Annotated in this window: 23 protein-coding genes; 16 read left to right on the top strand and 7 right to left on the bottom strand. The window is 63.8% G+C overall.

Annotation, left to right across the window (positions count from 1 at the left end; genetic code table 11):
• Positions 1-5: 5 nt before the first annotated feature.
• From FG13_RS11890 to FG13_RS11855, 8 genes are all read left to right on the top strand, one after another.
• Positions 6-404, top strand: a complete 399-nt coding sequence (locus FG13_RS11890) for an MAPEG family protein (protein WP_035821095.1) — start codon at positions 6-8, stop codon at positions 402-404.
• A gap of 116 nt (positions 405-520) precedes the next feature.
• Positions 521-2,200, top strand: coding sequence for a RecQ family ATP-dependent DNA helicase (locus FG13_RS11885; RefSeq protein WP_035821093.1), 1,680 nt, complete (start codon positions 521-523; stop codon positions 2,198-2,200).
• Between the two features lie 90 nt (positions 2,201-2,290).
• Positions 2,291-3,322: a ligase-associated DNA damage response exonuclease gene (locus FG13_RS11880; RefSeq protein WP_035821091.1), complete on the top strand. Its 1,032-nt coding sequence runs from the start codon at positions 2,291-2,293 to the stop codon at positions 3,320-3,322.
• Positions 3,315-4,955 carry an ATP-dependent DNA ligase gene (locus tag FG13_RS11875; RefSeq protein ID WP_035821089.1) on the top strand — a complete coding sequence of 547 codons (1,641 nt, stop codon included), beginning with the start codon at positions 3,315-3,317 and terminating at the stop codon, positions 4,953-4,955. The genes FG13_RS11880 and FG13_RS11875 overlap by 8 nt, the downstream gene beginning before the upstream one ends.
• Before the next feature lie 7 nt (positions 4,956-4,962).
• A complete protein-coding gene (locus tag FG13_RS11870; protein ID WP_035821086.1) occupies positions 4,963-7,428 on the top strand; it encodes a ligase-associated DNA damage response DEXH box helicase in 2,466 nt (821 codons plus the stop codon).
• Positions 7,425-8,099: a ligase-associated DNA damage response endonuclease PdeM gene (gene pdeM / locus FG13_RS11865; protein ID WP_035821084.1), complete on the top strand. Its 675-nt coding sequence runs from the start codon at positions 7,425-7,427 to the stop codon at positions 8,097-8,099. The genes FG13_RS11870 and pdeM overlap by 4 nt, the downstream gene beginning before the upstream one ends.
• A gap of 205 nt (positions 8,100-8,304) precedes the next feature.
• Positions 8,305-8,670, top strand: a complete 366-nt coding sequence (locus FG13_RS11860; protein ID WP_035827964.1) for a KGG domain-containing protein — start codon at positions 8,305-8,307, stop codon at positions 8,668-8,670.
• 254 nt (positions 8,671-8,924) lie between these two features.
• A complete protein-coding gene (locus FG13_RS11855; protein WP_035821081.1) occupies positions 8,925-9,188 on the top strand; it encodes a hypothetical protein in 264 nt (87 codons plus the stop codon).
• 109 nt (positions 9,189-9,297) lie between these two features.
• On the opposite strand, the gene FG13_RS11850 is transcribed toward FG13_RS11855, so the two are convergent.
• On the bottom strand, positions 9,298-9,795 hold the full coding sequence (locus tag FG13_RS11850; protein WP_035821078.1) for a pyridoxamine 5'-phosphate oxidase family protein: 498 nt from the start codon (positions 9,793-9,795) through the stop codon (positions 9,298-9,300).
• 263 nt (positions 9,796-10,058) lie between these two features.
• Between FG13_RS11850 and FG13_RS11845 the strand changes: the two genes are divergently transcribed.
• From FG13_RS11845 to FG13_RS11820, 6 genes are all read left to right on the top strand, one after another.
• A complete protein-coding gene (locus FG13_RS11845) occupies positions 10,059-10,712 on the top strand; it encodes a PepSY-associated TM helix domain-containing protein (protein WP_035821075.1) in 654 nt (217 codons plus the stop codon).
• Between the two features lie 32 nt (positions 10,713-10,744).
• The gene (locus FG13_RS11840; protein ID WP_034783417.1) at positions 10,745-11,260 is read left to right on the top strand and encodes a DUF2271 domain-containing protein; all 516 of its coding nucleotides are present in this window, start codon (positions 10,745-10,747) and stop codon (positions 11,258-11,260) included.
• A gap of 10 nt (positions 11,261-11,270) precedes the next feature.
• Positions 11,271-12,095 (top strand): DUF4198 domain-containing protein, encoded by an 825-nt coding sequence (locus FG13_RS11835; protein ID WP_035821073.1) that lies wholly within the window; start codon positions 11,271-11,273, stop codon positions 12,093-12,095.
• A gap of 26 nt (positions 12,096-12,121) precedes the next feature.
• Positions 12,122-13,162: an FAD:protein FMN transferase gene (locus FG13_RS11830; protein ID WP_035821071.1), complete on the top strand. Its 1,041-nt coding sequence runs from the start codon at positions 12,122-12,124 to the stop codon at positions 13,160-13,162.
• Positions 13,163-13,173: 11 nt separating this feature from the next.
• Positions 13,174-14,538 carry a sulfite reductase subunit alpha gene (locus tag FG13_RS11825; RefSeq protein WP_035821069.1) on the top strand — a complete coding sequence of 455 codons (1,365 nt, stop codon included), beginning with the start codon at positions 13,174-13,176 and terminating at the stop codon, positions 14,536-14,538.
• 69 nt (positions 14,539-14,607) lie between these two features.
• Positions 14,608-15,159: a glutathione peroxidase gene (locus tag FG13_RS11820; protein WP_035821067.1), complete on the top strand. Its 552-nt coding sequence runs from the start codon at positions 14,608-14,610 to the stop codon at positions 15,157-15,159.
• Positions 15,160-15,162: 3 nt separating this feature from the next.
• Here the strand turns inward: FG13_RS11820 and FG13_RS11815 are convergent, their stop codons facing one another.
• The 6 genes from FG13_RS11815 to FG13_RS11790 form a co-directional block, all read right to left on the bottom strand.
• Positions 15,163-16,389: a DUF2325 domain-containing protein gene (locus FG13_RS11815; protein ID WP_081922543.1), complete on the bottom strand. Its 1,227-nt coding sequence runs from the start codon at positions 16,387-16,389 to the stop codon at positions 15,163-15,165.
• A gap of 37 nt (positions 16,390-16,426) precedes the next feature.
• Entirely contained in the window at positions 16,427-16,753 is a 327-nt protein-coding gene (locus tag FG13_RS11810; RefSeq protein WP_051958954.1) for a hypothetical protein, read from the bottom strand.
• A gap of 85 nt (positions 16,754-16,838) precedes the next feature.
• Entirely contained in the window at positions 16,839-17,036 is a 198-nt protein-coding gene (gene hemP / locus FG13_RS11805; protein ID WP_034750559.1) for a hemin uptake protein HemP, read from the bottom strand.
• Between the two features lie 250 nt (positions 17,037-17,286).
• The gene (locus FG13_RS11800; protein WP_035821063.1) at positions 17,287-18,093 is read right to left on the bottom strand and encodes a Crp/Fnr family transcriptional regulator; all 807 of its coding nucleotides are present in this window, start codon (positions 18,091-18,093) and stop codon (positions 17,287-17,289) included.
• Between the two features lie 340 nt (positions 18,094-18,433).
• On the bottom strand, positions 18,434-19,078 hold the full coding sequence (locus FG13_RS11795) for a response regulator (RefSeq protein WP_034783426.1): 645 nt from the start codon (positions 19,076-19,078) through the stop codon (positions 18,434-18,436).
• Positions 19,079-19,235: 157 nt separating this feature from the next.
• Positions 19,236-19,703: a universal stress protein gene (locus tag FG13_RS11790; protein ID WP_035821061.1), complete on the bottom strand. Its 468-nt coding sequence runs from the start codon at positions 19,701-19,703 to the stop codon at positions 19,236-19,238.
• Positions 19,704-20,169: 466 nt separating this feature from the next.
• Here FG13_RS11790 and FG13_RS11785 point away from each other — a divergent pair, with 466 nt between their 5' ends.
• Together FG13_RS11785 and FG13_RS11780 are read left to right on the top strand one after the other, a co-directional pair.
• Entirely contained in the window at positions 20,170-21,009 is an 840-nt protein-coding gene (locus FG13_RS11785) for a protein phosphatase CheZ (RefSeq protein WP_035821059.1), read from the top strand.
• Positions 21,009-22,895 (top strand): chemotaxis protein CheA, encoded by a 1,887-nt coding sequence (locus FG13_RS11780; protein WP_035821057.1) that lies wholly within the window; start codon positions 21,009-21,011, stop codon positions 22,893-22,895. Before FG13_RS11785 ends, FG13_RS11780 begins: the two co-directional genes overlap by 1 nt.
• Positions 22,896-23,063: the final 168 nt, after the last annotated feature.

Below are 23,063 nucleotides of genomic sequence, written 5' to 3'. Positions count from 1 at the left end.
AAGGCATGACCCCTGAACTGACGATGCTGGCTTGTACTTTGGTGCTGGCGCTGGTGCAAATCCTGCTGCCCGCGCTGTTTCGCACGCGCGAAACGGGCACGGCCTATAACGTGAGCGCGCGCGACGGCGACGGGCCGCCCGTGGGCAAGATCACGGCCCGCTTGCGGCGGGCCCAGGCAAACCTGTTCGAAACCTTGCCCCTGTTCGCCGCCGCCGTGCTGATCGTCCATGTGACGGCGCAGGAAAGCGCGCTGACCCTGTACGGCACGGCCCTGTACCTGGCCGCGCGCGTGCTGTATTTACCGCTGTATGCGTTTGGCGTGCCCGTCGTGCGCACGCTCGTCTGGTGCGTGTCGATTGCCGGCCTGCTGATGCTGTTCTGGGCCATCCTGTTTACTTCTTGAAGTCCTACACGGGCTGTGGCAGCCGTCCTATGGCGGCGCGCCAGGCCCGGCCGTAAAGTAACTGCAGCCAGGCGCAAGGGCGCCGGCATGGCGCTTTTACTTTTGGGATAGCAATCATGCAGGCTACTGCGAACCAATCCGGCAAGTCCGGCAAGCACATACAGCGCCTGCTGCGCACGGTCTTTGGCGTGACGCGGTTGCGCGCGGGCCAGCAAGACGTCATCGACAGCGTGCTGGCCGGGCGCGACACCCTGGCCATCATGCCCACCGGCAGCGGCAAGTCGCTGTGCTACCAGTTGCCCGCCGCGCTATTGCCGGGCGCCACTTTGGTCGTGTCGCCGCTGATTTCGCTGATGAAAGACCAGCTGGAAAAACTGCATGAACTGGGCATCACGGCCGTGCAGCTCAACAGCAGCCTGTCGCGCACCGAAGAGGACGAGGCCATCGCCCGCATCAGCCAGGGTGGCAGGCTCATCATCTTTTGCACGCCGGAACGCCTGGCCAGCGCCGATTTTCTGTCCCTGCTGGCCAGTGCGCCGCCCAGCCTGGTCGTCATCGATGAAGCCCATTGCATTTCCCAGTGGGGCCACGACTTCCGTCCCGCCTATCTGGAAATCGCGGCCGCCCTGCGCGCGCTGGGCCGTCCGCCCGTGCTGGCGCTGACGGCCACGGCCACCGCAGAAGTGATCGACGATATCGACACGCAGCTGGAAGCGCGCAAGCTGCAAGTCATCAATACCGGCATCTACCGCGCCAATTTGCGCTACCGCGTGATCCAGGTCACGAATGCCGGAGAGAAACAGGACGAAGTCTTGCGCCTGCTGCGCGAGACGGCCGGCGTGGGCATCGTGTATGCGGCCACCGTCAAGGCCGTCGAGGACCTGGCGGCGCGGCTGGAGGAGCTGGGCGAGAGCGTCACGTGCTACCACGGCAAGCTGGCGGCGCGCGAGCGCAAGCACAACCAGGATTTGTTCATGAATGGCGAACGCCGCATCATGGTCGCCACCAATGCTTTCGGCATGGGCATCGACAAGCCCGACACGCGCTTCGTCATCCACTTGCAGGTGCCGGCCAACCTGGAAGCGTACTACCAGGAATCGGGCCGGGCGGGACGCGACGGCTTGCCCGCCGACTGTACCTTGCTGTACTTCCAGGAAGACAAGCGGGTGCAGCAATTCTTTCTGGCGAAGCACTATCCCACGGCGGAAGAACTGGCGGCCATCGTGGCGGCCGCGCAAACATTGCCAGCCACGTTTGCGTTCGCTGCGCTGGCGTCCAGCTTGCCCGAGTTTTCCGACGGCCACTTGAAGGTCTGCCTGAAATTGTTAAAAGACGGCAAGCTGCTGCGCCAGGACCGCAAGCTGGGCTACCGCTTGACAGCGCCGTCGTCCGCCACGCCTTCGTATGCGCAACTGGCGCAGATCTATGTCGACAAGCAGGAGCGCGACAAGCAGGCGCTCGAGCAAATGGTGGCGTATGCGCAAAGCGGCCTGTGCCGCTGGAAACTGCTGCTCGATTACTTTGGCGAGGCGGGCGATTTTGAGCGCTGCTGCACCTGCGACAATTGCCTGTCGCCGCCCGCGCTGGCCGCGCCCATCTCCCTCGACGAGTTCCCTCCAGCGCCTGCTGAAGCGCCGCCGCCCGCGCCGGCGCCCCAGATCGCCGTCGGCAGCCGCGTGCGCGTACCGCGCTACCAGATCGGCACCGTGCTGTCCGTGGCGGGCGACCAGGTCACGATTGCCTTTCCGGAAAACACCACGCGTACCTTCATGGCGGAGTTCGTCGTCCCCGCGTGAAACCATGGTGCGCTGCCGAACAGTGATCTGGCGCAAGCGCGCTAGAATCAGCCCATTCCAACGCGCTTTTTTCAAGGCAGGGGGCAGGGCATGGCAGACATGGTGGTGGTGCGCAAGGAAGGCTTGTACTGTGTGCCGGGTCAGTTTTACATTGACCCGTGGCGCCCCGTCGAGCGCGCCATCATCACGCATGCGCATGCCGACCATGCGAGAGTTGGCCACCGGCATTACCTGTGCGCCGCGCCTGGCGAGCAGGTATTGCGCGCGCGCCTGGGCGCCGTGTCCATCCAGGGCCTCGCGTATGGCGAGACCATCGACCATCACGGCGTGCGCGTGTCGCTGCATCCGGCCGGCCACGTGCTGGGTTCGGCCCAGGTGCGCATGGAAGTGGGCGGTGAAGTGTGGGTGGCGTCGGGCGACTACAAGCTGCAGCCGGACCCCACGTGCGTACCGTTCGAGCCCGTGCGCTGCGATACCTTTATTACGGAATCGACGTTCGGCCTGCCCATCTACCGCTGGCAGGCGCCGCAGGAAATCAATGATGACATCAACCAGTGGTGGCGCAGGAATGCGGCCGAAGGGCGCACCAGTGTGCTGTTCTGCTATGCCTTCGGCAAGGCGCAGCGCATCCTGGCCGGGCTCGATCCTTCCATCGGCCCCATCATCTGCCATGGCGCGGCGCAGGCCTTGACGCAGGTCTACCGCGAATCGGGCGTGGCCTTGCCCGCCACCGTGATGGTGAGCGACGTGACGGACAAGGCGGCCCTGAAGACGGCGATGGTGATCGCGCCGCCGTCGGCCGCCGGCTCGCCGTGGATGAAGCGCTTCGGCGACTACAGCGATGCGTTCGCCAGCGGCTGGATGCTGCTGCGCGGCGCGCGACGGCGGCGTGGCGTGGACCGGGGTTTTGTTCTGTCCGACCATGCCGACTGGCCCGGCCTGATGCAAGCGATCACGGCCACGCAGGCTGAACGCATCATCGTCACGCATGGCTCGATTCCCGTGATGGTGCGCTGGCTGCAGCAGAACGGCTGGCAGGCGGGCGGCTTCGAGACGGAATATGGCGACGACGAGGCGGAAGACGGCGTAGTGGCACAGCAGGAGGCAGCGCCCCATGCGTGACTTTGCTCGGCTGTACGCGGAACTCGACGAGACCACGTCCACCAGCCGCAAGCTGGCGGCCCTGCAAGCCTATTTCCGCTGTGTTTCGCCCGAGAATGCGGCCTGGGCCGTGTACTTCCTGGCCGGCGGCAAGCCGCGCCAGGCCGTGCCCACCAAGTTGCTGCGCGAGTATGCGACCGAGCGCGCGGGCCTCGATGCCTGGCTGTTCGACGAGGCCTACCACGCCGTGGGCGACCTGGCCGAAACCATCGCCCTGATCCTGCCCGCGCCAGCCAAACGCAGCGACGTCGGCCTGGCCGAGTGGGTCGAGCAGCGCATCGCGCCGTTGCGCGGCGCGCCGCCCGACACCATCCGCGCCGACTTGCTGGCCTACTGGGACGAGCTGGAAACGCGCGAACGTTTTTTGTTGATCAAACTGATCGGCGGCGGCTTTCGCGTGGGCGTCTCCAAACTGCTGGTGACGCGCGCGCTGGCCTCCATTGCCGCCGTCGACAGCAAGCTGATCGCCCAGCGCCTGATGGGCTGGACTGATGGCAAGGTCAGCCCCACGGGCGCGGGTTTTCTCAAACTGATCGCCGCGCAGTCCGATGGCGAACATGCGCTGCGCGGCGGCCAGCCATATCCGTTTTTCCTCGCCCATCCCTTGCAGGCGGGGCCGGAGAACTTGGGCGACGTCGGCGGCTGGCTGGCCGAATGGAAATATGACGGCATGCGTGCCCAGCTGCTGCGCCGCGAAGGCGTGAACTGGCTGTGGTCGCGCGGCGAGGAATTGATCACGGAGCGCTTTCCCGAACTGGCGCAGCTGACTTTGCCCGAAGGCACCGTGCTCGATGGCGAAATCCTTGTCTGGCAGCCGGGCGACGTGCCGGCACCCTTTGCCGATTTGCAACAGCGCATGGGCCGCAAGAGCGTCTCGCCCAAGTTGCTGACCGAATTGCCGGCCGTGCTGGTGGCCTACGATGTGCTGGAACTCGATGGCGTGGACGTGCGCCAGCTGCCCCAGATCGAGCGGCGCGCATTGCTGGAAACGGTGGTGGCCGGCGTGGCTTCTCCCGCGCTGCGTTTGTCGCCGCGCATAGCGGCGGCAAGCTGGGAGGCGCTGGCCGCCATCCGCAGCGAATCGCGGGCGCGCGGCGTGGAAGGCTTGATGCTCAAGGCTAGGTCGGCCGCGTATGGCGTGGGCCGCACGAAAGACGTGGGCACCTGGTGGAAGTGGAAGATCGACCCGTATGCCGTCGACGCCGTGCTGATCTACGCCCAGGCGGGCCACGGCCGGCGCGCGTCGCTGTACACGGATTACACGTTCGCCGTGTGGGATGACGTAGCGGAAGGCGAGCAGGGGGAACGTAAGCTGGTGCCGTTCGCCAAGGCGTATTCGGGCTTGACGGATGCGGAAATCGGGCAAGTCGATGCCGCCATCCGCAAGACGACGATAGAAAAATTCGGCCCCGTGCGTAGCGTCAAGCCGACGATGGTGTTCGAGATCGGCTTCGAAGGCATCGCCGCGTCCAGCCGCCACAAGGCGGGCATCGCCGTGCGCTTTCCCCGCATTCTGCGCCGGCGTGACGACAAGGCCATCGCCGATGCGGACACCCTGGCCACCCTGAAGGCCATGCTGGCGCAAAACACATGAGCAAGCGATGAGCAAAAGCGCGCTGGCGCAGCGCATCGACGCCTGGTTCGGCATGCGCGGCTGGTCCATATTCCCGTTCCAGCGCGCCGTCTGGCGTGCGGCTGCACAGGGGCAATCGGGTTTGCTGCATGCGAGCACGGGATCGGGCAAGACCTATGCCGTCTGGTTCGGCGCCTTGCTGCGCGCCGAGCGGCTGGCGCGCAAAAGCAGAAAGCAAGGCTTGCGCGTGCTGTGGATTACGCCCATGCGAGCGCTGGCGGCCGACACCGTGCGCGCCCTGCAAGGTTCTAGCGCAGAGCTTGCGCCCGGCTGGCGCATCGAGGCGCGCACGGGCGATACCAGTGCCGCGCAGCGCGCGCGGCAGGCGAAGGCCTGGCCCGACGTGCTCGTCACGACGCCGGAAAGCCTGTCATTGATGCTGAGCCAGGCGGATGCCCGCGAACGTTTTAGTTTGCTGGAAACCGTGATCGTCGACGAGTGGCATGAATTGATGGGAAGCAAGCGCGGTGTGCAGGTGCAGCTGGCGCTGGTCCGCTTGCGCCGCTGGAATGATACGTTGATGACGTGGGGCCTGTCTGCCACCCTGGGCAATTTGCGGCAGGCGCAGGACGTCTTGCTGGGCGAGGAAAACGCCGGCGTGCTGGTGGAAGGGAAAATTAAAAAACGCATCCTCGTCGACAGCCTGATTCCCACCAACCCCACGCGCTTTCCCTGGGGCGGCCACCTGGGCATTCAGATGCTGCAACCGCTGATCGCCGAGATCGAAGGCAGCGCCACCACCCTCGTGTTTACCAACACGCGTTCGCAGGCCGAGCTGTGGTACCAGCACCTGCTCGATGCGCGGCCCGACTGGGCCGGCTTGATCGCCCTGCACCACGGTTCGCTGGACCGCGAAGTGCGCGAGTGGGTCGAGCAGCACCTGAAAACGGGCGAACTGAAAGCCGTCGTGTGCACGTCCAGCCTGGACCTGGGCGTCGATTTCCTGCCCGTCGAGCGCGTGCTGCAAGTGGGTAGCGCGAAAGGCATCGCGCGCCTGGTGCAGCGGGCCGGGCGCAGCGGCCATGCGCCGGGGCGCATTTCGCGCGTCACCCTGGTGCCCACCAACAGCCTGGAATTGCTGGAAGCGGCTGCTGCCCGGGCCGCCCTGGCGCAAGGCCACCTGGAAGCGCGGCCCGTGCCGGACAAGCCGCTCGACGTGCTGGTGCAGCACCTGGTGACGATCGCGCTGGGTGGTGGTTTTGCGTCGCCCGAGTTGTACGCGGAAGTGCGCGCCGCCTGGTCGTACCGGGACCTGACCCTGGACGAGTGGCAATGGGCGCTCGATTTCGTCGCGCGCGGCGGGCAAAGCCTCACCGTGTATCCGGAATACCGGAGGGTGCTGCCCGATGAGGAGGGCGTGTACCGCGTGCCGGACGTGGCGCTGGCGCTGCGCCACCGCATGAGCATCGGCACCATCGTGTCGGAGGCGGCGATCCAGGTCAAGTTCCTCGGTGGCGGCCGCATCGGCAGCATCGAGGAATCGTTCATCGCGCGCCTGAAGTCGGGCGACCATTTTCTGTTTGGCGGGCGCATCCTGGAATTCGTGCGCGTGCACGAAATGACGGCCTACGTGCGGCGCGCCACAGGCAGCCGCGGCGCCGTGCCGCGCTGGCAGGGTGGCAAGATGCCGCTGTCGTCGGAACTCGCGCATGCCGTGCTCGACCAGTTGCAACTGGCGCAGGAAGGCAAGGCCAGCGGGCCGGAAATGCGCGCGCTGGCGCCGCTGCTGGCCATCCAGCAGGCATGGTCGAGCCTGCCCACGCGCGCGACCTTATTGCTGGAAACCTTGTCCAGCCGCGAAGGCCACCACCTGTTCATGTATCCGTTTGCGGGACGCTCCGTGCACCTGGGCCTGGCGTCCTTGCTGGCCTACCGCATCGCGCGCGTGCAGCCGGCGACCTTGTCGATCGCCGTCAACGATTACGGCTTTGAATTGCTGGGCGCGGACGAGATCGATTTTGCGCCGCTGTTGACGGGCGCCAGCGGCGCCGATCTTGCCCTGTTCAGCACGGACAATCTGCTCGAGGACGTGCTGGCCAGCCTGAATGCGACGGAATTGTCGCAGCGGCGCTTCCGCGAAATCGCCCGCATCGCGGGATTGGTGTTCCAGGGCTATCCGGGCCAGCCGAAAAGCGCGCGCCAGTTGCAGGCCTCGTCCTCGCTGTTTTTTGAAGTGTTCCGCAAGCACGACGCGGCCAATTTGCTGCTCACGCAGGCGCAGCGCGAAGTGCTGGAACAGGAGCTGGAATTGACGCGCTTGCGTGACACCTTGCGCGAGCTGCATGGACGCGCCATTTCCCTGCAGCCGCTGGAGCGGGCCTCGCCCTTTGCCTTCGGCCTGATGGTCGAGCGCTTCCGCGAACAGCTGACGACGGAAAAGCTGTCGGACCGGGTGGCGCGGTTGGTCAGCGCGCTGGAAAAGGCGGCCGCATGAGTGAGTCGCAGCAGGCGCACTGCGTGGTGGAACTGGCCGGCGAGATTGTCTGGCTGCTGGCACACAAGGCCGTGTACTGGCCGGCATGCAAGATGCTGATCATCGCCGACATCCATTTCGGCAAGGCGGCCGCGTTCCGCGCGCTGGGCGTGCCCGTGCCGCGCGGCACCACCACGCAAAACCTGCAGGCGCTCGACGCCTTGCTGGCCACTTACGCTTGCGAGGAAATCGTCTTTCTCGGCGACTTTCTGCACGCGCGCGCCGCGCATGCACCCGCCACCGTGGCCGCCATGCTGGCCTGGCGCGCGCGCCATCCGGGCCTGCGCCTGACGGTGGTGCGCGGCAACCATGATGCGCATGCGGGCGACCCGGCCGCCGCGCTGGGGATACGCATGGCCGATGAACCGTACTCGGTGGGCAAGCTGTCGTTCTGCCATCACCCGGATACCGCCGCGCCCGGCTATGTGCTGGCCGGCCACGTGCATCCCGTGTTTCACTTGCGCGCTGAAAGAGGCGGCTTGCGCCTGCCGTGTTTCCTGCTGGGCCAGCAGCGCGCCATCTTGCCCTCGTTTGGCGCATTTACGGGCGGCCATGCGGTGCTGCCAGCCGCTGGCGAACGTGTCTACGTGACGGCCGACGCGGCGATTTTCGCACTACCCACTAACTGCTGAGTGTTTGGTACTTTTGGTGGAAAACTAAAAGTAACTACGCTACCGTAGGCGGGACTCATCCTACATGCGCTCTTGCCATCCTCCTATTTCTTGTGCCCCATGTGCGCACTAAGATGACGGTTCCCTTGCCATGCGAGGGGGAAGAATTGCATGGTTTGCATTGTTTTTTGCATTGTTTCTGATTCCATCGATCAAGGAGATCATCATGGCCACATCGAGCGACAATAAACAGCAAGGTAGTAAAACCAGTAGCGGCAGCGGCAGCGGCGGCAACAAGCAAAGCGATACCAGCAAACGGGGTTTCGCTTCCATGGATCCCGCCCAGCAGCGTGAAATCGCCAGCGAAGGCGGACGTGCCGCGCATGAAAAAGGCACGGCGCATGAATTCACGTCGGAAGAGGCACGCCGTGCAGGCAGCCAAAGCCACAAGAACGATGCCAACCGGCAAAGCGCTTCCAGTTCCAGCGGGACGCGCGACAATGCCAGCATGAACCAGGATGGCAACCGTGACAGTGGCAACAAGCAAAGCGGTGGTTCGGGATCCAGTTCGGGGTCGCGCAACAAGCAGTAAGAAGCAGTAAGAAGCAGTAACAAGTAGTCACGAGCAGTAGCAAGCAGTAGCAAGTGAGCATGACCAGCGGCAGGCAGGTGCGCCGCTGGTCATGTCGCATCTGTCCGCTTGCCGCACAATTTTGATGCAATGCAGCAGCCATGGACTATGATGAATGAGCTGGGCTGGCAAGGTGCCATCACCGTGCCATCACCTCGCAGTCAACTTGCAGCCAACTTGCACTCAGGTACTCACTCACGATCAGGGAGAAGATAATGGGCAACTCGAATACGCCGCACGCGGGCAATAGCCAGGGCGGCACGCCATCCACGGCGGGCAGCAAGCAAAGCACGGCCGATTCGGCCGAAAACTTTGTGCTGGTCGATAGCGAGCAAGGCCTCGATATCGGCGACGATCTGTTTTCCATCGGCGAAGTACGGCGCGCCGACCGCTTGCCCCATCACCAGTCCGGCGTCGCCGGACAGAGCCGACAGAGCGCCGACGATGCGCCGGACACCACGGGCAGTACGGGCGTCTGAACTTTCCTTCCTGACTGTTTGATCATCCCCACAGGGCCAGCCGCAAAGCGTGTTCGCGCACGCCGGCTGGCCATGCCTGCGTGCGCGCGGGTCAATCACGAAGGCTCGGCTACAGATCGACCCGGCCGTGTTCGCCCAGGTCCTTCGGCGGCTCGCCCGTGATGGCGGCCTTGGCCATCTCATAGAATTGCATCATCTTGCTGGCGCTGCTATCCCAGTATTCGGCCGACTGTATCGTCACTTTGATCAGCGACAGCTTCGGATCGTCGAGTCCGCCCGGGAACCAGGCTTTCACCAGCGGGCTCCACAACTCCTCCGCCTTGGCGCGGTCCTTCAGCAGCTGCGCGTGGCCGCAGACGGAGACATACAGGCTGTCGCCCGTGTCGACGAAGCTGACATTGACTTGCGGATTGTTCAGCAAGTCGCGCGTGTAGGCGGCCTCGTCCGAGACAAAGAACCAGATGTGCCCTTCGCTATCGACCTGCTGCTGCGTCAGCGGCCGGCTGGTGAGCGTGCGCATGTCGTCGCTGGTGGTCAGCATGCCGAATTTGACGTCCTTGATCTTGGCCGCGATGCTGGCCAGTTGTTCGCTGGAATACTGTTGCATGTCCTTGCTCCTGTTTGATTGTCCTGAACAACAGCATAGGCGGGCGCGGCGCGCGGCTCTGTACGGCAGCTTACGTAGCAGGCCAGCTTTGTTTCAAAGCTGTTACAAAACGCTGGCCCGGCGGGGCGCCCCATGTATTGACTTAATAAATGATAATCATTATCATTTGTTTGAAAATATCAGCATGCACTTTGATTGAAGGATGGGAATGAAGCACACTGACTTGTCGCGCCACCTGGCCCGCTCCTTGCAAGGAGCAATTGATGGGTAATGCGGGCGCCGCAGACAAGGCCAAGAACAACGCCAGCCGCGCCGTCTGGCTGAAGAACTTGCATCAATGGCATTGGATCAGCTCGGCGCTTTGCCTGCTGGGCATGTTTTTGTTCGCCATTACCGGCATCACCCTGAACCACGCCGGTCAGATCGAATCCAAGCCGTCCATCACGCGCCAGAAGGCGGAATTGCCGGCGCCCCTCGTCACGCAACTGGCCGCCTATGCCGCCAAGCACGATGGCGCCAACGCGCCGATGCCGGCCGCCGCCGAAGCCTGGCTCAAGCAGCAGTGGTCGCTCAATGCGGGCGGGCGTCCCGCCGAATGGTCGATCGATGAAGTGTATTTGCCGCTGCCCAAGGCGGGCGGCGACGCCTGGGTGCGCATTGGCCTGGAAGACGGGGCCGCCGAATATGAATTAACGGACCGGGGCTGGGTATCCTGGCTCAACGATGTCCACAAGGGCCGCAACACGGGCGTGGCCTGGAGCTGGTTCATCGACATTTTTGCCGGCGCCTGCATCGTGTTTTGCCTGACGGGTTTGCTGATTTTGAAGTTCCATGCGGCCAACCGGCCATTTACCTGGCCGATGGTTGGCCTCGGTATCTTGATACCTTGCGCGATCGCCTTGCTGTTTATTCACTGATCGTTTTTATTTTTCCTTTTTACAGGCACACCATGAAATTACGCTACTCCCTGGCGCTTGGCCTTCCCCTGATCGGTACGTCGGCGATGGCGGCCGACCTGGCCCTCAAGATTGAAATCCCGCAACTGAACGTGGCGGAATATCACCGTCCCTACGTGGCGGCGTGGCTGGAAACGGCCGATCAAAAGGTCGTCGGCAACCTGACGGTGCTGTATGACGTGAAAAAGAAGGACAAGGCAGGCGAAAAATGGCTGAAGGACATGCGTCAATGGTGGCGCAAGAGCGGCCGCGACCTGGCCATGCCGGTTGACGGCGTCAGCGGCGCCACGCGTGCGCCGGGTGAACATACCCTGACTTTCCCTGGCGCCAAGGCCTTGCTCGACAAGCTGCCGGCCGGCGAATACCAGGTGGTGGTGGAAGCGGCGCGCGAAGCGGGTGGACGCGAACTGGTGCGCGTGCCGTTCCAGTGGCCGCTGAAGTCGGCCCAGTCCGTGCCTGCCAAAGGCAAGGAAGAACTCGGCAATGTCGTCGTCCAACTCAAACCCTAAGGCGCACACCATGTTCAAGCAATTCAACAAATCCCTGATCGCCCTGGCCCTGGCCGGCCTGGCCATGAACGCCCACGCCCACCGCGGCTGGATGGTGCCATCGAGCACGATGGTGGAAAGCAAGGACGCCTGGGTGACGGTGGACGCGGCCGTCTCCGACGGCCTGTTCGAGATCGACCACCAGCCGCTGCGCCTGGACGCGCTGCAAGTCATCGGTCCGGACGGCGCCAAAGTCACGCCGGCGAACACGGTCACGGGCCGTTTGCGCAGCGTCTTCGACGTCAAAATGGAAAAGCCGGGCACGTACAAGGCGGCCATCGTGTCGCAAAACGTGATGGGCAGCTACAAGCTCAACGGCGAGCAGAAGCGTTTCCGCGGCAACGAAGAGACCTTCAAGAAGGAAGTGCCGGCCGATGCGCAAGAGTTGAAAATCACGCGCACGGCAGCGCGCCTGGAAACTTTCTTCAGCAATGGCGAAACCAGCACGGAAGTGTTCAAACCGACCGGTGTGGGCCTGGAATTCGTGCCAGTGACGCACCCGAACGACTTGCGCGCGGGCGAGAAAGCCACGTGGCGCTTCCTGATCGATGGCAAGCCGGCGGCGAACCAGGCGTTCAGCCTGGTGCCAGGTGGCGTGCGCTACCGTGGCGTGCTCGGTGAAATCCGCCAGAGCACGGATGCCAAGGGCGAGATCACGTTTACGGTGCCAGCGGCCGGCATGTATTACCTGAGCAGCACCTGGCCAGCGGCCGCCCCGGCCGTGGCCGGCCAGCCGCCCGCCATGCCCGAGCGCCGCATGACGTACGCGGCCACCGTGGAAGTGCTGCCGCAGTAAGCGGCGGCATCGTCACGAAAGCGCCGATGCGCCGGGTCCTGCTGCCGCAGCATATTTCCGATCAGGTCGCGCCGCCCGGCGCCGCGATCCGGGACTTGCGCGGCCTGACCATGGGCACCAGCTGGTCGGTGCGCCTGCTCGAATCCGCCATGCCGGGACGTGCGGGCAGCGCCGACTTGCAGCAGGGCTTGCAGCAGCAGCTGGACCTGGTCGTGGCGCAAATGAGCCACTGGAGCGACGAGTCCGACCTGGGCCGCTTCAACCGGGCCGAGGCGGGCAGCTGGCACAGCCTGCCCGCCGCCTTTTGCGAGGTGCTGGGTTTTGCCATGCACGTGTCGCAAGCGTCCGGCGGCGCGTACGACCCGTGCGCTGGCGCACTCGTCAACCTGTGGGGCTTCGGCCCCCGCCACCGTTACGATGAGCCCGGTTTTCTGCCGCCGAAAGACGATAGCGTGGCCTTGCTGCTGGCGCAGCGCCAGCGCCGCCGCCTGGAACTGGACTTGCCGGCCCGCCGCGCGCGCCAGCCAGGCGGCTTGCAGCTCGATTTGTCCGCCATCGCCAAGGGCTATGGCGTGGACCGCCTGGCCCGCTACCTGGAGAGCCAGGGCATCCATCATTACCTGGTCGAAGTGGGCGGCGAGCTGCGCGGCACCGGCAGCAAGCCCGACGGCCAGCCGTGGTGGGTGATGCTGGAACAGGTCGATGGCGCTGCCGATAGTGCCGGTCATGCACAGCATCCGCCGGAAATGTTGCTGGCGCTGCACGGCCTCTCCGTGGCCACCTCGGGCGACTACCGGCGTTTCTTCCAGGATGGCACCGTGCGTTTCTCACACACCATTGATCCGCGCAGCGGCATGCCGATCGCCAATCAACTCGCTTCCGTCACCGTCGTGCACGAGCAGTGCATGGCGGCCGACGCCTGGTCGACGGCCCTGACCGTGCTGGGTGTCGAGGCCGGCATGGCGCTGGCCGAAGAGCAGGGCCTGGCCGCGCGCTTCGTGCAGCGCGACGGCGACGGCTACCACGAAACGCTGAGCAGCCACATGCTGGCCATGCTCGACGAATGAACGATTAATCCATGATTTTTACGCACGATACGACACGGCTGGCCTTGCTGGCCGCCCTGTCCCTCAGTTATGCGGGCGTGTGCCTGGCGCCTTGGCTGCGCGCGCGCGCCAAGCGCCGCGCGTCCGAGGCCGCCAAGGCTGCCCTCGCCAACAGTCCCGCCTGGCTGGTGGCGTATGCGAGCCAGACGGGCAATGCCGAGGAACTGGCCACGCAAACGGCACAGAGCCTGCAACTGGCCGGCATTCCCGTGCGCCTGTGCGCGCTGGCCGAACTCACGGCGATTGATCTGCAACAAGCGGAACGGGCCTTGTTCCTGGTCAGCACGTATGGCGAAGGCGACGCGCCCGACAATGCGGCCGCCTTCATGGGCCGCCTGATGACGGGCGAGCTGGCGCTACCGCAATTGCATTACGCCGTGCTGGCCCTGGGCGACCGCAGCTATGGCCAGTTCTGCGGCTTCGGCCGCGCGCTCGACGCCTGGCTGGCGGGGCAGGGCGCGTCGCGCCTGTTCCAGCGCATCGAAGTCGACCGCAGCGCCAGCGTGGCCATCGAGCAATGGTTCCAGCACCTGAGCCACCTGGCCGGCACCAGCGATGCGCCGGACTGGAGCGCGCCCGCCTTTGGCGACTGGCGTTTGAGGCAGCGGCGCCACCTCAACCCTGGCAGCGCCGGCGGCGCCATTTATCACGTGGAACTGGCGCCCGTAGCGGGTGCTTTGCCTGACTGGCAGTCGGGCGACCTGGTGCAGGTGACGGCGCCTGCCGACCCGTCGCAGCCGCGCGAATATTCGATCGCCTCGATCCCGCGCGATGGCGGCGTGCACTTGCTGGTACGCCAGCATGCGCATCCCGATGGCAGTCTGGGCCTGGCCTCTGGCTGGCTGACGGCGCAAGCCAAGGTGGGCGACGTGGTGCAGCTGCGCTTGCGGCGGCACAAACGCTTCCGCCTGGAAGACAATGCCCAGCGGCCATTGATTTTGATCGGCAACGGCAGCGGCATCGCCGGCTTGCGCGGGCATTTGAAAAGCCGTGTGCTGGCAGGACAGCGGCGCAACTGGCTGATCTTTGGCGAGCGCAATGCGGCCCACGATTTCCATTATCGCGAAGAAATTGAGGGCTGGCACGCCAGCGGCGACTTGCCGCGCCTGGACCTGGCGTTTTCACGCGACCAGGCCGAGCGGACCTACGTGCAGGACCGCCTGCGCGGCAATGCCGACGAGGTGAAACTGTGGCTGGAACAGGGCGCGGCCATCTATATTTGCGGCAGCCTGGCCGGCATGGCGGGCGGCGTCGACCAGGCCCTGCAGGAAATCCTGGGGCGGCCCGCGCTCGACGCGCTGGCAGCCGAAGGACGCTACCGGCGCGACGTCTACTGAGTTTTTGACGCCGCCAGCGCGTTCGCGCGCGCACGGCTATCATGATTGTTTCATTCAAGGAGACACATCATGAGCGACAGCATTTACGACATTCCCTTGCGACGCATCAATGGCGAGCCCGCCAGCCTGGACGCGTACCGTGGCAAGGTCGTGCTGGTGGTCAATGTCGCCTCCGCCTGTGGCTTGACGCCGCAGTACGAAGGCCTGGAAAAACTCTACGCCGACAAGCAGGCCGAGGGTCTGGTGGTGGCCGGTTTTCCCGCGAATGAATTCGGCGCGCAGGAGCCGGGCAGCAATGCCGAGATCGCGGACTTTTGCCGTGGCACGTTTGGCGTGCAATTTCCCATGTTTGAAAAAATCGTCGTCAAGGGGCCTGGCCAGCATCCGCTGTACCAGCGCCTGGTGCAGGAGCAGCCCCGGGCGCAGGAAAAGCCGGGCAGCGATTTCCGCGCCAAGCTGGCCGGCTATGGCATCACGCAAAAGCAGCCCAGCGACGTGCTGTGGAATTTCGAGAAGTTTTTGATCAGCAAGGATGGCAAGGTGGTGGGGCGTTTCGCGCCCGACACCACGGTCGATGATGCGCTGTTGCGCGAGGCCATCGCGCGCGAATTGCAGGCTTAGGCTCTAGTCGGCGGCGTCCAGCGCGGCTGGCTCCATTTCGCCACTCACTTCCTGCAAGCCGCGCGCCAGGCTGGAAATGCTGGGGTTGTCGATGAAGACGCAGCGCTTGCCCGTGCGCTTGCAATAATCCTTCACGCGCCAGTAGGCGCTGTGGCTGATGCAGCCCGTCTGGCAAATCACCAGGTCGGCCGCCGCCAGGCTCGAATCGAGCAGGTTGGCATTGTCTTCCAGTCCGCCGTCGTGGTGGGCAAACTGCGCGCCGACCCGTTCGATCAGGGCGCGGTAGGTGGCGACATTGCCACTGCGTCCGCCCACGCACAAGACGCTTTGATCGACGAGGCGGATCGGCATTTTCAGCTTGCCGCCGGTCGGCACTTCCAGCTTCGGCGCCGGTGGCGGTGCGACAGCAGCTGGGCGTGGCTGGGCCTGCTTCAATTCCGCGATTTGCTGGCGCAATTCCTTTTCGCGCTCATCCATCTGCGCCAGGCGCTCGACCAGGCGGGTGCGTGATTCCAGCGCCGGGATGGCCGCCTGCAATTGGGCCAGTTCCGCGCGCAAGCCATCGATGACGCTATCCTTGCCGATGGATTCCGCCCGCGTGCGCAGCAGCACGGCTTCCTGGCGTTCCAGCTCGCCTGTTTTTTCCATCAGTGCGGCCTGACTGCGTTGTTGCAGCTTGGCCAGTTCGTGCGCCAGGCGCGCGTTTTCTTCCTGCAGGGCCGTAAATTTTCCCATGTCGGCCCGCACGCAGGCGCCGGCCTGGTGCTGGATCATGTGCAAGTCGCGGCACATCTGCTCTTCCAGTTCGGCATCGCAGCGCGGGTGCGTCAGACCGGCCCAGAAAGCGCCCGACACGTCGCCGTTGGCGACGGCCATGCGCCACAGTTCGGCCACTTGTTCCGTGGTCTTGGCGCCGCGAAAGCGCAGGATCACGGGGGCGTAGCGGCGTTCGAGTTCCTTTTGCAGCGCTTCGGACAGGCGATTGCGCGCGCCGCATTCCGTCACGGCGCCCACGTGCACTTCGTAGTCGTCGGCCAGCACGCGTCCGCCCGTCATCTTGCCCACCAGCTTGCGCAGGTAGCCCAAGGGCAAGCCCACGCCGACCAGCGGGCAATGACAGGTATGCGACAGTTCCCACAGCCGGCGGCGGCGCGAAGCGAGCGCGGCCGTGTCGGCCCCGCCGCTGGAACAATTGCTGATGACGGGCAGGGACTGGTCTTTGTCACACATGGCGATATCCTGTTGGACGGTGGGGATGGAAAAGAAATTATTGCGGCAGGGGCGAGGCAGGGCGCTTGGTGCTCAGTATGCGTGCCAGGCGATCGAGCAAGGTGCTCCTGGGCGGGGCGGGCTTGTGCAGCGCCACCACGGCGGCCCATTGCTGCGACAGTTGCTGACACGTCGCTTGCAGCACGGGACCCAGGCCGGGCGAACCCGACAGCACTTGCAGATGGCGTTCGATGACACCGGCCAGTTTCTCGCAGGGACTGCCCGCATGGTAGTGCGACATCAGGTGCAGCACGGCCGACAGCAGCAATTCAGGCTGCTGGCCTTGCGGAGAAGGAAACATCGGGGAAGGTCGGTCGTTCGTCATCAAACACTCCTGTGCGGTGGTTTGGCTGGCTGCGCGCACGGGGCGCGACTGGCTGGCGAGTGTGGTGACTGGCTGCCGTGCTGCTTCAGGCAGTCAGGATCAGCTTGTTCAATTGGGTGACGCGCAGGCGATAGATCTTGCCGCTGTGCTCAATCTCCACTTCGCGTCCCTGCTGCAGCAGCGCTTCGCTGGTGATGCGGCGTGCCGGCTGGGCCATGCTGACGGGAGGACGGACGTGGGCGGTAGCGGCATCCTGGATCAAGGCTGGTTTTGAGCTTTGCATGTTGGGCTTTCTTTATCTCAGTTGAGAATGATTCGTATTTGCATTATTGTTGAATGTGGCCCGAAAAGCAAGGCTTATTTGTGCGGAATCCGCGCTTTTTTATGGAGACATGGCAGCGTGGACGATCGTGCTGCGCAAAGCAGGCCGCAGGAGCGGCGCGGGAGGCGGGGGCGGCAAAAAAGACCCGGCAAGGCGTTGTGCGCCTTGGCCGGGTCAAGCCTGTGCCAAGCTTGAGGAAATCGTGATGAAGCTAGATGGTAGCCAGCAATTGCGCCGAGGCGCTGGCGGCGGCGGTGGTATCGGCCTTGAGCTTGGCGGCGGCCAGTTGCTTGGCGCGCGAGCGCGACGGCGGCAGGCGGCGCAGGGTTTTCAGGGCGTCCGGATCCTTGATGCCGATGGTGCGCTGGTCAACCGTGATCAGGCCGATTTCATTGAAGGCGGACAAGGTGCGGCTGACCGTTTCCAGGGTCAGGCCCAGGTAGCTGCCGATTTCATGGCGCGTCATGCGCAGGTTGAACAGTTTGCTCGAGTAGCCCATCTGCGCGAAGCGGTCGGCCAGCGAGACGAGGAAGCGCGCCACGCGGGCTTCGGCGCTGAGTGCGCCCAGCATGCCGATCATGGCTTGCTCGCGCACCAGTTCGCGGCTCATCACGCCGTACATGACGTTTTCCAGTTCCAGGTGGACTCTGCCCAGCGCCGTCAGCTTCTTGAACGGCAGCAGGATCAGGTCGCAGTCGGACAGGGCCACCGCTTCCGAGGAGTAATGGCGCGAGTGGATGCCGTCAACGCCCAGCATGTCGCCCTTCATGGGGAAGCTGAGTACCTGTTCATTGCCGAATTCATCGATGAGCACGGTTTTCAGGAAGCCCGAATTGACGATGTACAGGGTGTCGAACGGCTGGCCGATCGTGTGCACGCGCTGGCCCGTCTTGAATTGCACGTGCTGGAACAGCAGTTCGTCGGCGGCGATGGTGCAGGCGCTGGAGATATGCAGCAGGTCGCACACCTCCTTCAGGTTCGACCAGAGCCGGCCCTGGCGCTGGCGCCCCGCTTCCATTGGAGAAGAGGGGGCCAGCGATGGTGAGGCAGCGCGGGTGTCGGGCGTTTGCGTGGACAGCATGTTCATCTCCTGGTGACAGGTAGTTCAGAGTTGAATGACGGGGTGCACGGGGCGGCGGGCAGGCAAGGGTCGGCGGCGCGCGTCCAGGCAGGTAATGCTCAATTCGCTGAAGACTTGCTGTGTGATGAAATAACTTTCCAGCAACTTGATTACTGGTTTCAGTATGCCAACAACCGTATGCAATTAATATCAGCAGTGGCTGAATATGGCAGTAGGAGCTGTGGTAGGTGAGGTAGGATTGTTCCTACAGTTGGCGCGCGGGCGCGCGCCAGGAGGATCACGTCTTGAAGGGCGATAGCAGGCGGTGCGCGACGGCATACTGGACCATTTCGGATAGCGAACTCATGCCCATCTTTTGCATGATGCGCGTCTTGTGCGTACTCACCGTTTTGACGCTCAGGTGCAGGTTGTTGGCAATTTCCGTGATCGACTTGCCTGCCACCAGCAGGGAAAAAACTTCGAATTCGCGGTCCGACAACTGTTTATGCAGCAAGCTTTCATTCGGCATCATGATGTTGAGCACGAGTTGCTCCGCCACCTCGGCGCTGATGTAGGGGCGCCCGGACGCCACCTTGTGGATGGCGCCCACGAGCTGGGTGCCCGCGCTTTCCTTGGTCAGATAGCCTTGCGCGCCGGCGCGGATGGCGCGCACCGCATATTGCTCTTCCTCGTGCATGGTGAGGATCAGGATCGACAGCTTGGGCGCCTCGCTGCGGATTTGCCGGATCAGGTCGACGCCGCTGCGGCCCGGCATCGACAGGTCGAGCAGCAACAGGTCGAAGCCGCCCTGGCGCACGTGGTTGAGGACTTCAAAGCCGTCGATGGCTTCACCCACGATGTCGATATCCGGCGCGCCGTCAAGGATGCGCTTTAATCCTTCACGCATGATGGTGTGGTCGTCGGCAATCACAATACGTATCATAGGCGGGCAATCTGGTGGCGTGTAATCTGCTCTGTCCGTCACCGGACAATCAAATGTTAAGAAACGAGAAACGTTGTCATTTTAACTGAAGCGGTCGCGCCTTTGCCTTTTTCTTGGTGTGCCGGCAATGGCGCTGGCCCCGTGGCCATGTGACCTTTTATTTTGCCGCGGGTTCCTTGATCAGCCTGTGCACGAGCACGGGCAATTTCGAGTGCGACAGCACTTTATTGGTGACGCTGCCCAGCAGCAACTGACCCCAGCCGCTGCGGCCATGCGAGCCCATGAAGATCAGGTCGCATTGCTGCAGTTGCGCCACTTCCACGATTTTCAGGGCGGGGCTGTCGGAAAATGCCGTCAGGCCTGTCGCCTGCAGGCCCCGCTTGGCGGCCGCGTCGAGGATGGGCTGCCAGTGGTCGGCGCCCGCCTTGCGCATGGCGATGCGGTATTCCTCCTCGCTGGGATAGCTTGGTGGAATGATTTCGATGTACACAGGGTACTGGTATTCGGGCGCCACGTACACGGCAAGGATGTCGGCGTGCATCTGTTCGGCAAAGGCAACGCCGGCACAGGCCGTCAAGTTGGAGACGGTGGAGCCGTCCGTGGCGATCAGAATTTTCTTATACATGGCAGGTCCTTTGGCAGTGACTCAGCGCGCGCAACGCCTCTTATTGTAGACGCGGCGGCAGCATTGTATTCATGTAAAGACTTGATAATTATCAATACTACTGCACCTTCAGTATAGACAACATTGGCAGAAAGATCGTGTTTAGCTGCAACGATGGCCGAGCAGGGCTGTTGCGCAGGCGCCCGCAGGCAGGATTTCTTGTGTCGCGCGTGGTCTTGCACGCACGCCAATGGTAGTATTTCAAAATACAACAGCAGGAACACTTATTTCCTGGCGGAAAAGCTCTTGTGGGCCTGCTTTGCACCAGGAAGCGCGTTTTGAGATTTACCAACAGGGCGGCGCCCTGCTACACTCGCACCATCGCAGCGGTATTGCCTCAAATCATCTTAATCGAGAAATTGTGGGTATCAGTCTGTAAAACGCACAGTTCAGGCGGAATTTTGACAAATTATGGAGAAGCAGGGATATGACCAACGCCGCTGATGATTTCGATGCATTATTCGATGAAGTATCCGCGCAAAGCGCGGCCGCAGCCACGCCGGCGCCTGCCGCCGCGCCTGCTCCCGCCGTGATCGCGGATGACGATTTTGACGCGCTGTTCGATTCCGTGTCGGCCAGCACCGCCGTGCCGGCGGCCGCCGAGCCGGTTGCGGCCCCCGTGGCCAGCGCCGACGCGCCTGGCGAAGCGGCCGATCCGGTCGACCAGTCCGACAAGCCGATGTTCGAGCGCCTGGGCGGCATCGTGCGCCTGCTGCACGATTCGCTGCGCGAACTGGGCTACGACAAGGCGTTGACGGAAGCGTCGTCGCAGATCGTCGACGCCCAGGACCGCCTGGAATATGTCGCCACCCTGACGGAACAGGCCGCCAACAAGGTACTCAACACGCTCGACGAAGGCATGCCGGCGCAGGACGTGCTGTCGAAAAAAGCCAAGGACATGGACGGCCGCTGGACGGCCCTGTTCGACGGCAAGCTGAGCCTGGAAGAATTCAAGGCCCTGGCCGGCGATTCGCGCCAGTTCGCGCAAGCCGTTGCCGAAGCGACGGAAGCGGAAAAAGCACGCTTGCTGGAAATCATGATGGCCCAGGACTTCCAGGACATCACGGGCCAGCTGATCAAAAAAGTGGTCAACATCACCAAGACGGTGGAAAACGAGCTGGCTCAGCTGCTGCGCGACAACGCGCCGGCCGAGGTGCGCGAAAAGCTGGCGCAAAAGCCGGTGCCGCTGATGCAGGGCCCGTCCGTGCCGTCGGTGGCGCTGGACCAGGATAATGTAGACGACCTTCTTGCGGATTTGGGATTCTAATGGACGATATGCTCAAGGATTTCGTCGTTGAGGCGATGGATCTTGCGGTTAATGTTGAAGAGCACTTATTGCGCCTCGAGCGTGATCCTGACAACAAGGAAACACTGAATGCCGTGTTTCGTTCCTTCCACACCATCAAGGGCGGCGCCGGCTTCATGGGCTTGCCCGCGCTGGTGGCGGCCTGCCATCTGACGGAAAACCTGTTTGACGCCTTGCGCACGGGCGCCGCGCCCGTGACGCCGATCGCCATCGAGGCGGCGCTGCAAGCGTCCGGTTTCGTCGCCGACCAGCTGACGGAACTGGCGAATGGCGCCGCGCCGGAAAGCTTGCCGGCCATGCCGGAAGAGCTGGAACACATCCTGACGAACGCCATCGAAGGCAAGGGCATGGATGCGCCTGCGCCTGCCGCCGCCGTGGTGGCGGAAGTGGCCGCACCGGTTGCCCAGGCCGCCGAAGTCGTCGCGGCCGCGCCTGCCACCGCCGTGTCCACGGCCAGCGCCGATGGCCTGGACTGGGAAGCCATGTACAACGCCGTCGTGCCGGCCGCTAGCCAGATCTCTGCCGCACCGGTGTCCGCCGCCGCCGCGCCTGCCGCCGTGGCCGCCGCGCCTGCTGCCGCTGCCGCCGCCAAACCGGCCGGCAAGGCCTGGGATGGCGCGGAACGCCGCGAAGAGCGTCCGGAAGTGCGCCATGCCGCGCCCGTCAAGGAAGACAGCATCCGCGTCGATGCCGTCAAGCTCGACGCACTGCTGGAGGTGGCCGGCGAATCCGTGCAGGCCGCCAACCAGGCTGCCGTGCTGCTCGAACGCTTGCTGCAATTCAAATTCGAAGGCCAGGCCGCCACCTTGATGGCAACTTTGGCGGAAACCCTGGAACGCGCTTCGCGCTACTCGACGGAACTGCAGCGGGCCACCCTGGCCACGCGCATGCAGCCCGTCGGCCGCCTGTTCCAGAAATTCCCGCGCCTCGTGCGCGAGTTGGCGAAAGACCTGGGCAAGGATGTCGAACTGACCATCGAAGGCGCGGAGACGGAAGTCGACCGCGTCGTGGTCGACAGCCTGTACGATCCGCTCGTGCACATGCTGCGCAATTCGCTCGACCATGGCGTTGAATCGCCGGAAGCCCGTCTGGCTGCCGGCAAGCCCGCCAAGTCGTATATTTCACTGAAAGCATGGCAGGAAGCCAACAGCGTCATGATCGTGCTGCAGGATGACGGCAAGGGCATGGACCCGGTCTTCCTGCGCAGCAAGGCCCAGCAAAAGGGCCTGATCAGCGAAAACGCGCAGTTGAGCAACGACGAATGCTTCCAGCTGGTGTTCCTGCCGGGCTTCTCGACCAAGGAAGTTGCCTCCAGCGTTTCCGGACGCGGCGTGGGCATGGACGTGGTGAAGACGGCCGTGGAGAAAAACCGCGGCGCCATCCACATCGAATCCACGCTGGGCAAGGGCACGAAATTTGCCATCCGCCTGCCGATCGAACTGTCGATCGTGCCGACCATGCTCGTGTCGACCTCGGGCGCCGCGCTGGCGCTGCCGATGGCGGTGGTGCAGCGCGTCGTCGAATTGCCGGAAACCTTCATGGAAGTGGGCGGCGCGCCGGTGCTGAAAGACCAGGGCCGTCCATTGCCCGTGCGCTCGCTGGCCGGCTCGCTGGGCTACGAATCGTGCAGCGAACGCGTCGGCATTGTTGTCGCTGCGCCACAGCCGTACATTCTCGCCGTGGAAGCCGTCGATGGCACGGCCGACCTCGTGATCAAGCCGATGACGGCCATCACTGTGGAAGGCATTACCGGTACTGCCCGCTCGGCCGAAGGCGAGCTGGTGCTAGTCGTGGGCCTATCGTTCCTGATGGATGGTTGCAGGGGAAGTGTGCGCATGGCTGCCTAACAACACAGGCCAGTTCACATCCAGCCCGCTGCAGACCTCTGCAGCGGGCTTTTTTTTCGGCTTTTTTCGATTTTTATTCGCCCCGCCGGCATTTTGGCGGATTTTCGTATCAGCAATTTTTTGGCCATATCTGCAAAGCGCACCAAATTTTGTATCGCCCATCCGACG

Source organism: Janthinobacterium sp. RA13 (genome assembly GCF_000745325.1).
GTDB lineage: Bacteria > Pseudomonadota > Gammaproteobacteria > Burkholderiales > Burkholderiaceae_D > Janthinobacterium > Janthinobacterium rivuli.
Note: the sequence above shows the minus strand (reverse complement) of the source record. Positions and strands in the feature narration are given on the sequence as shown.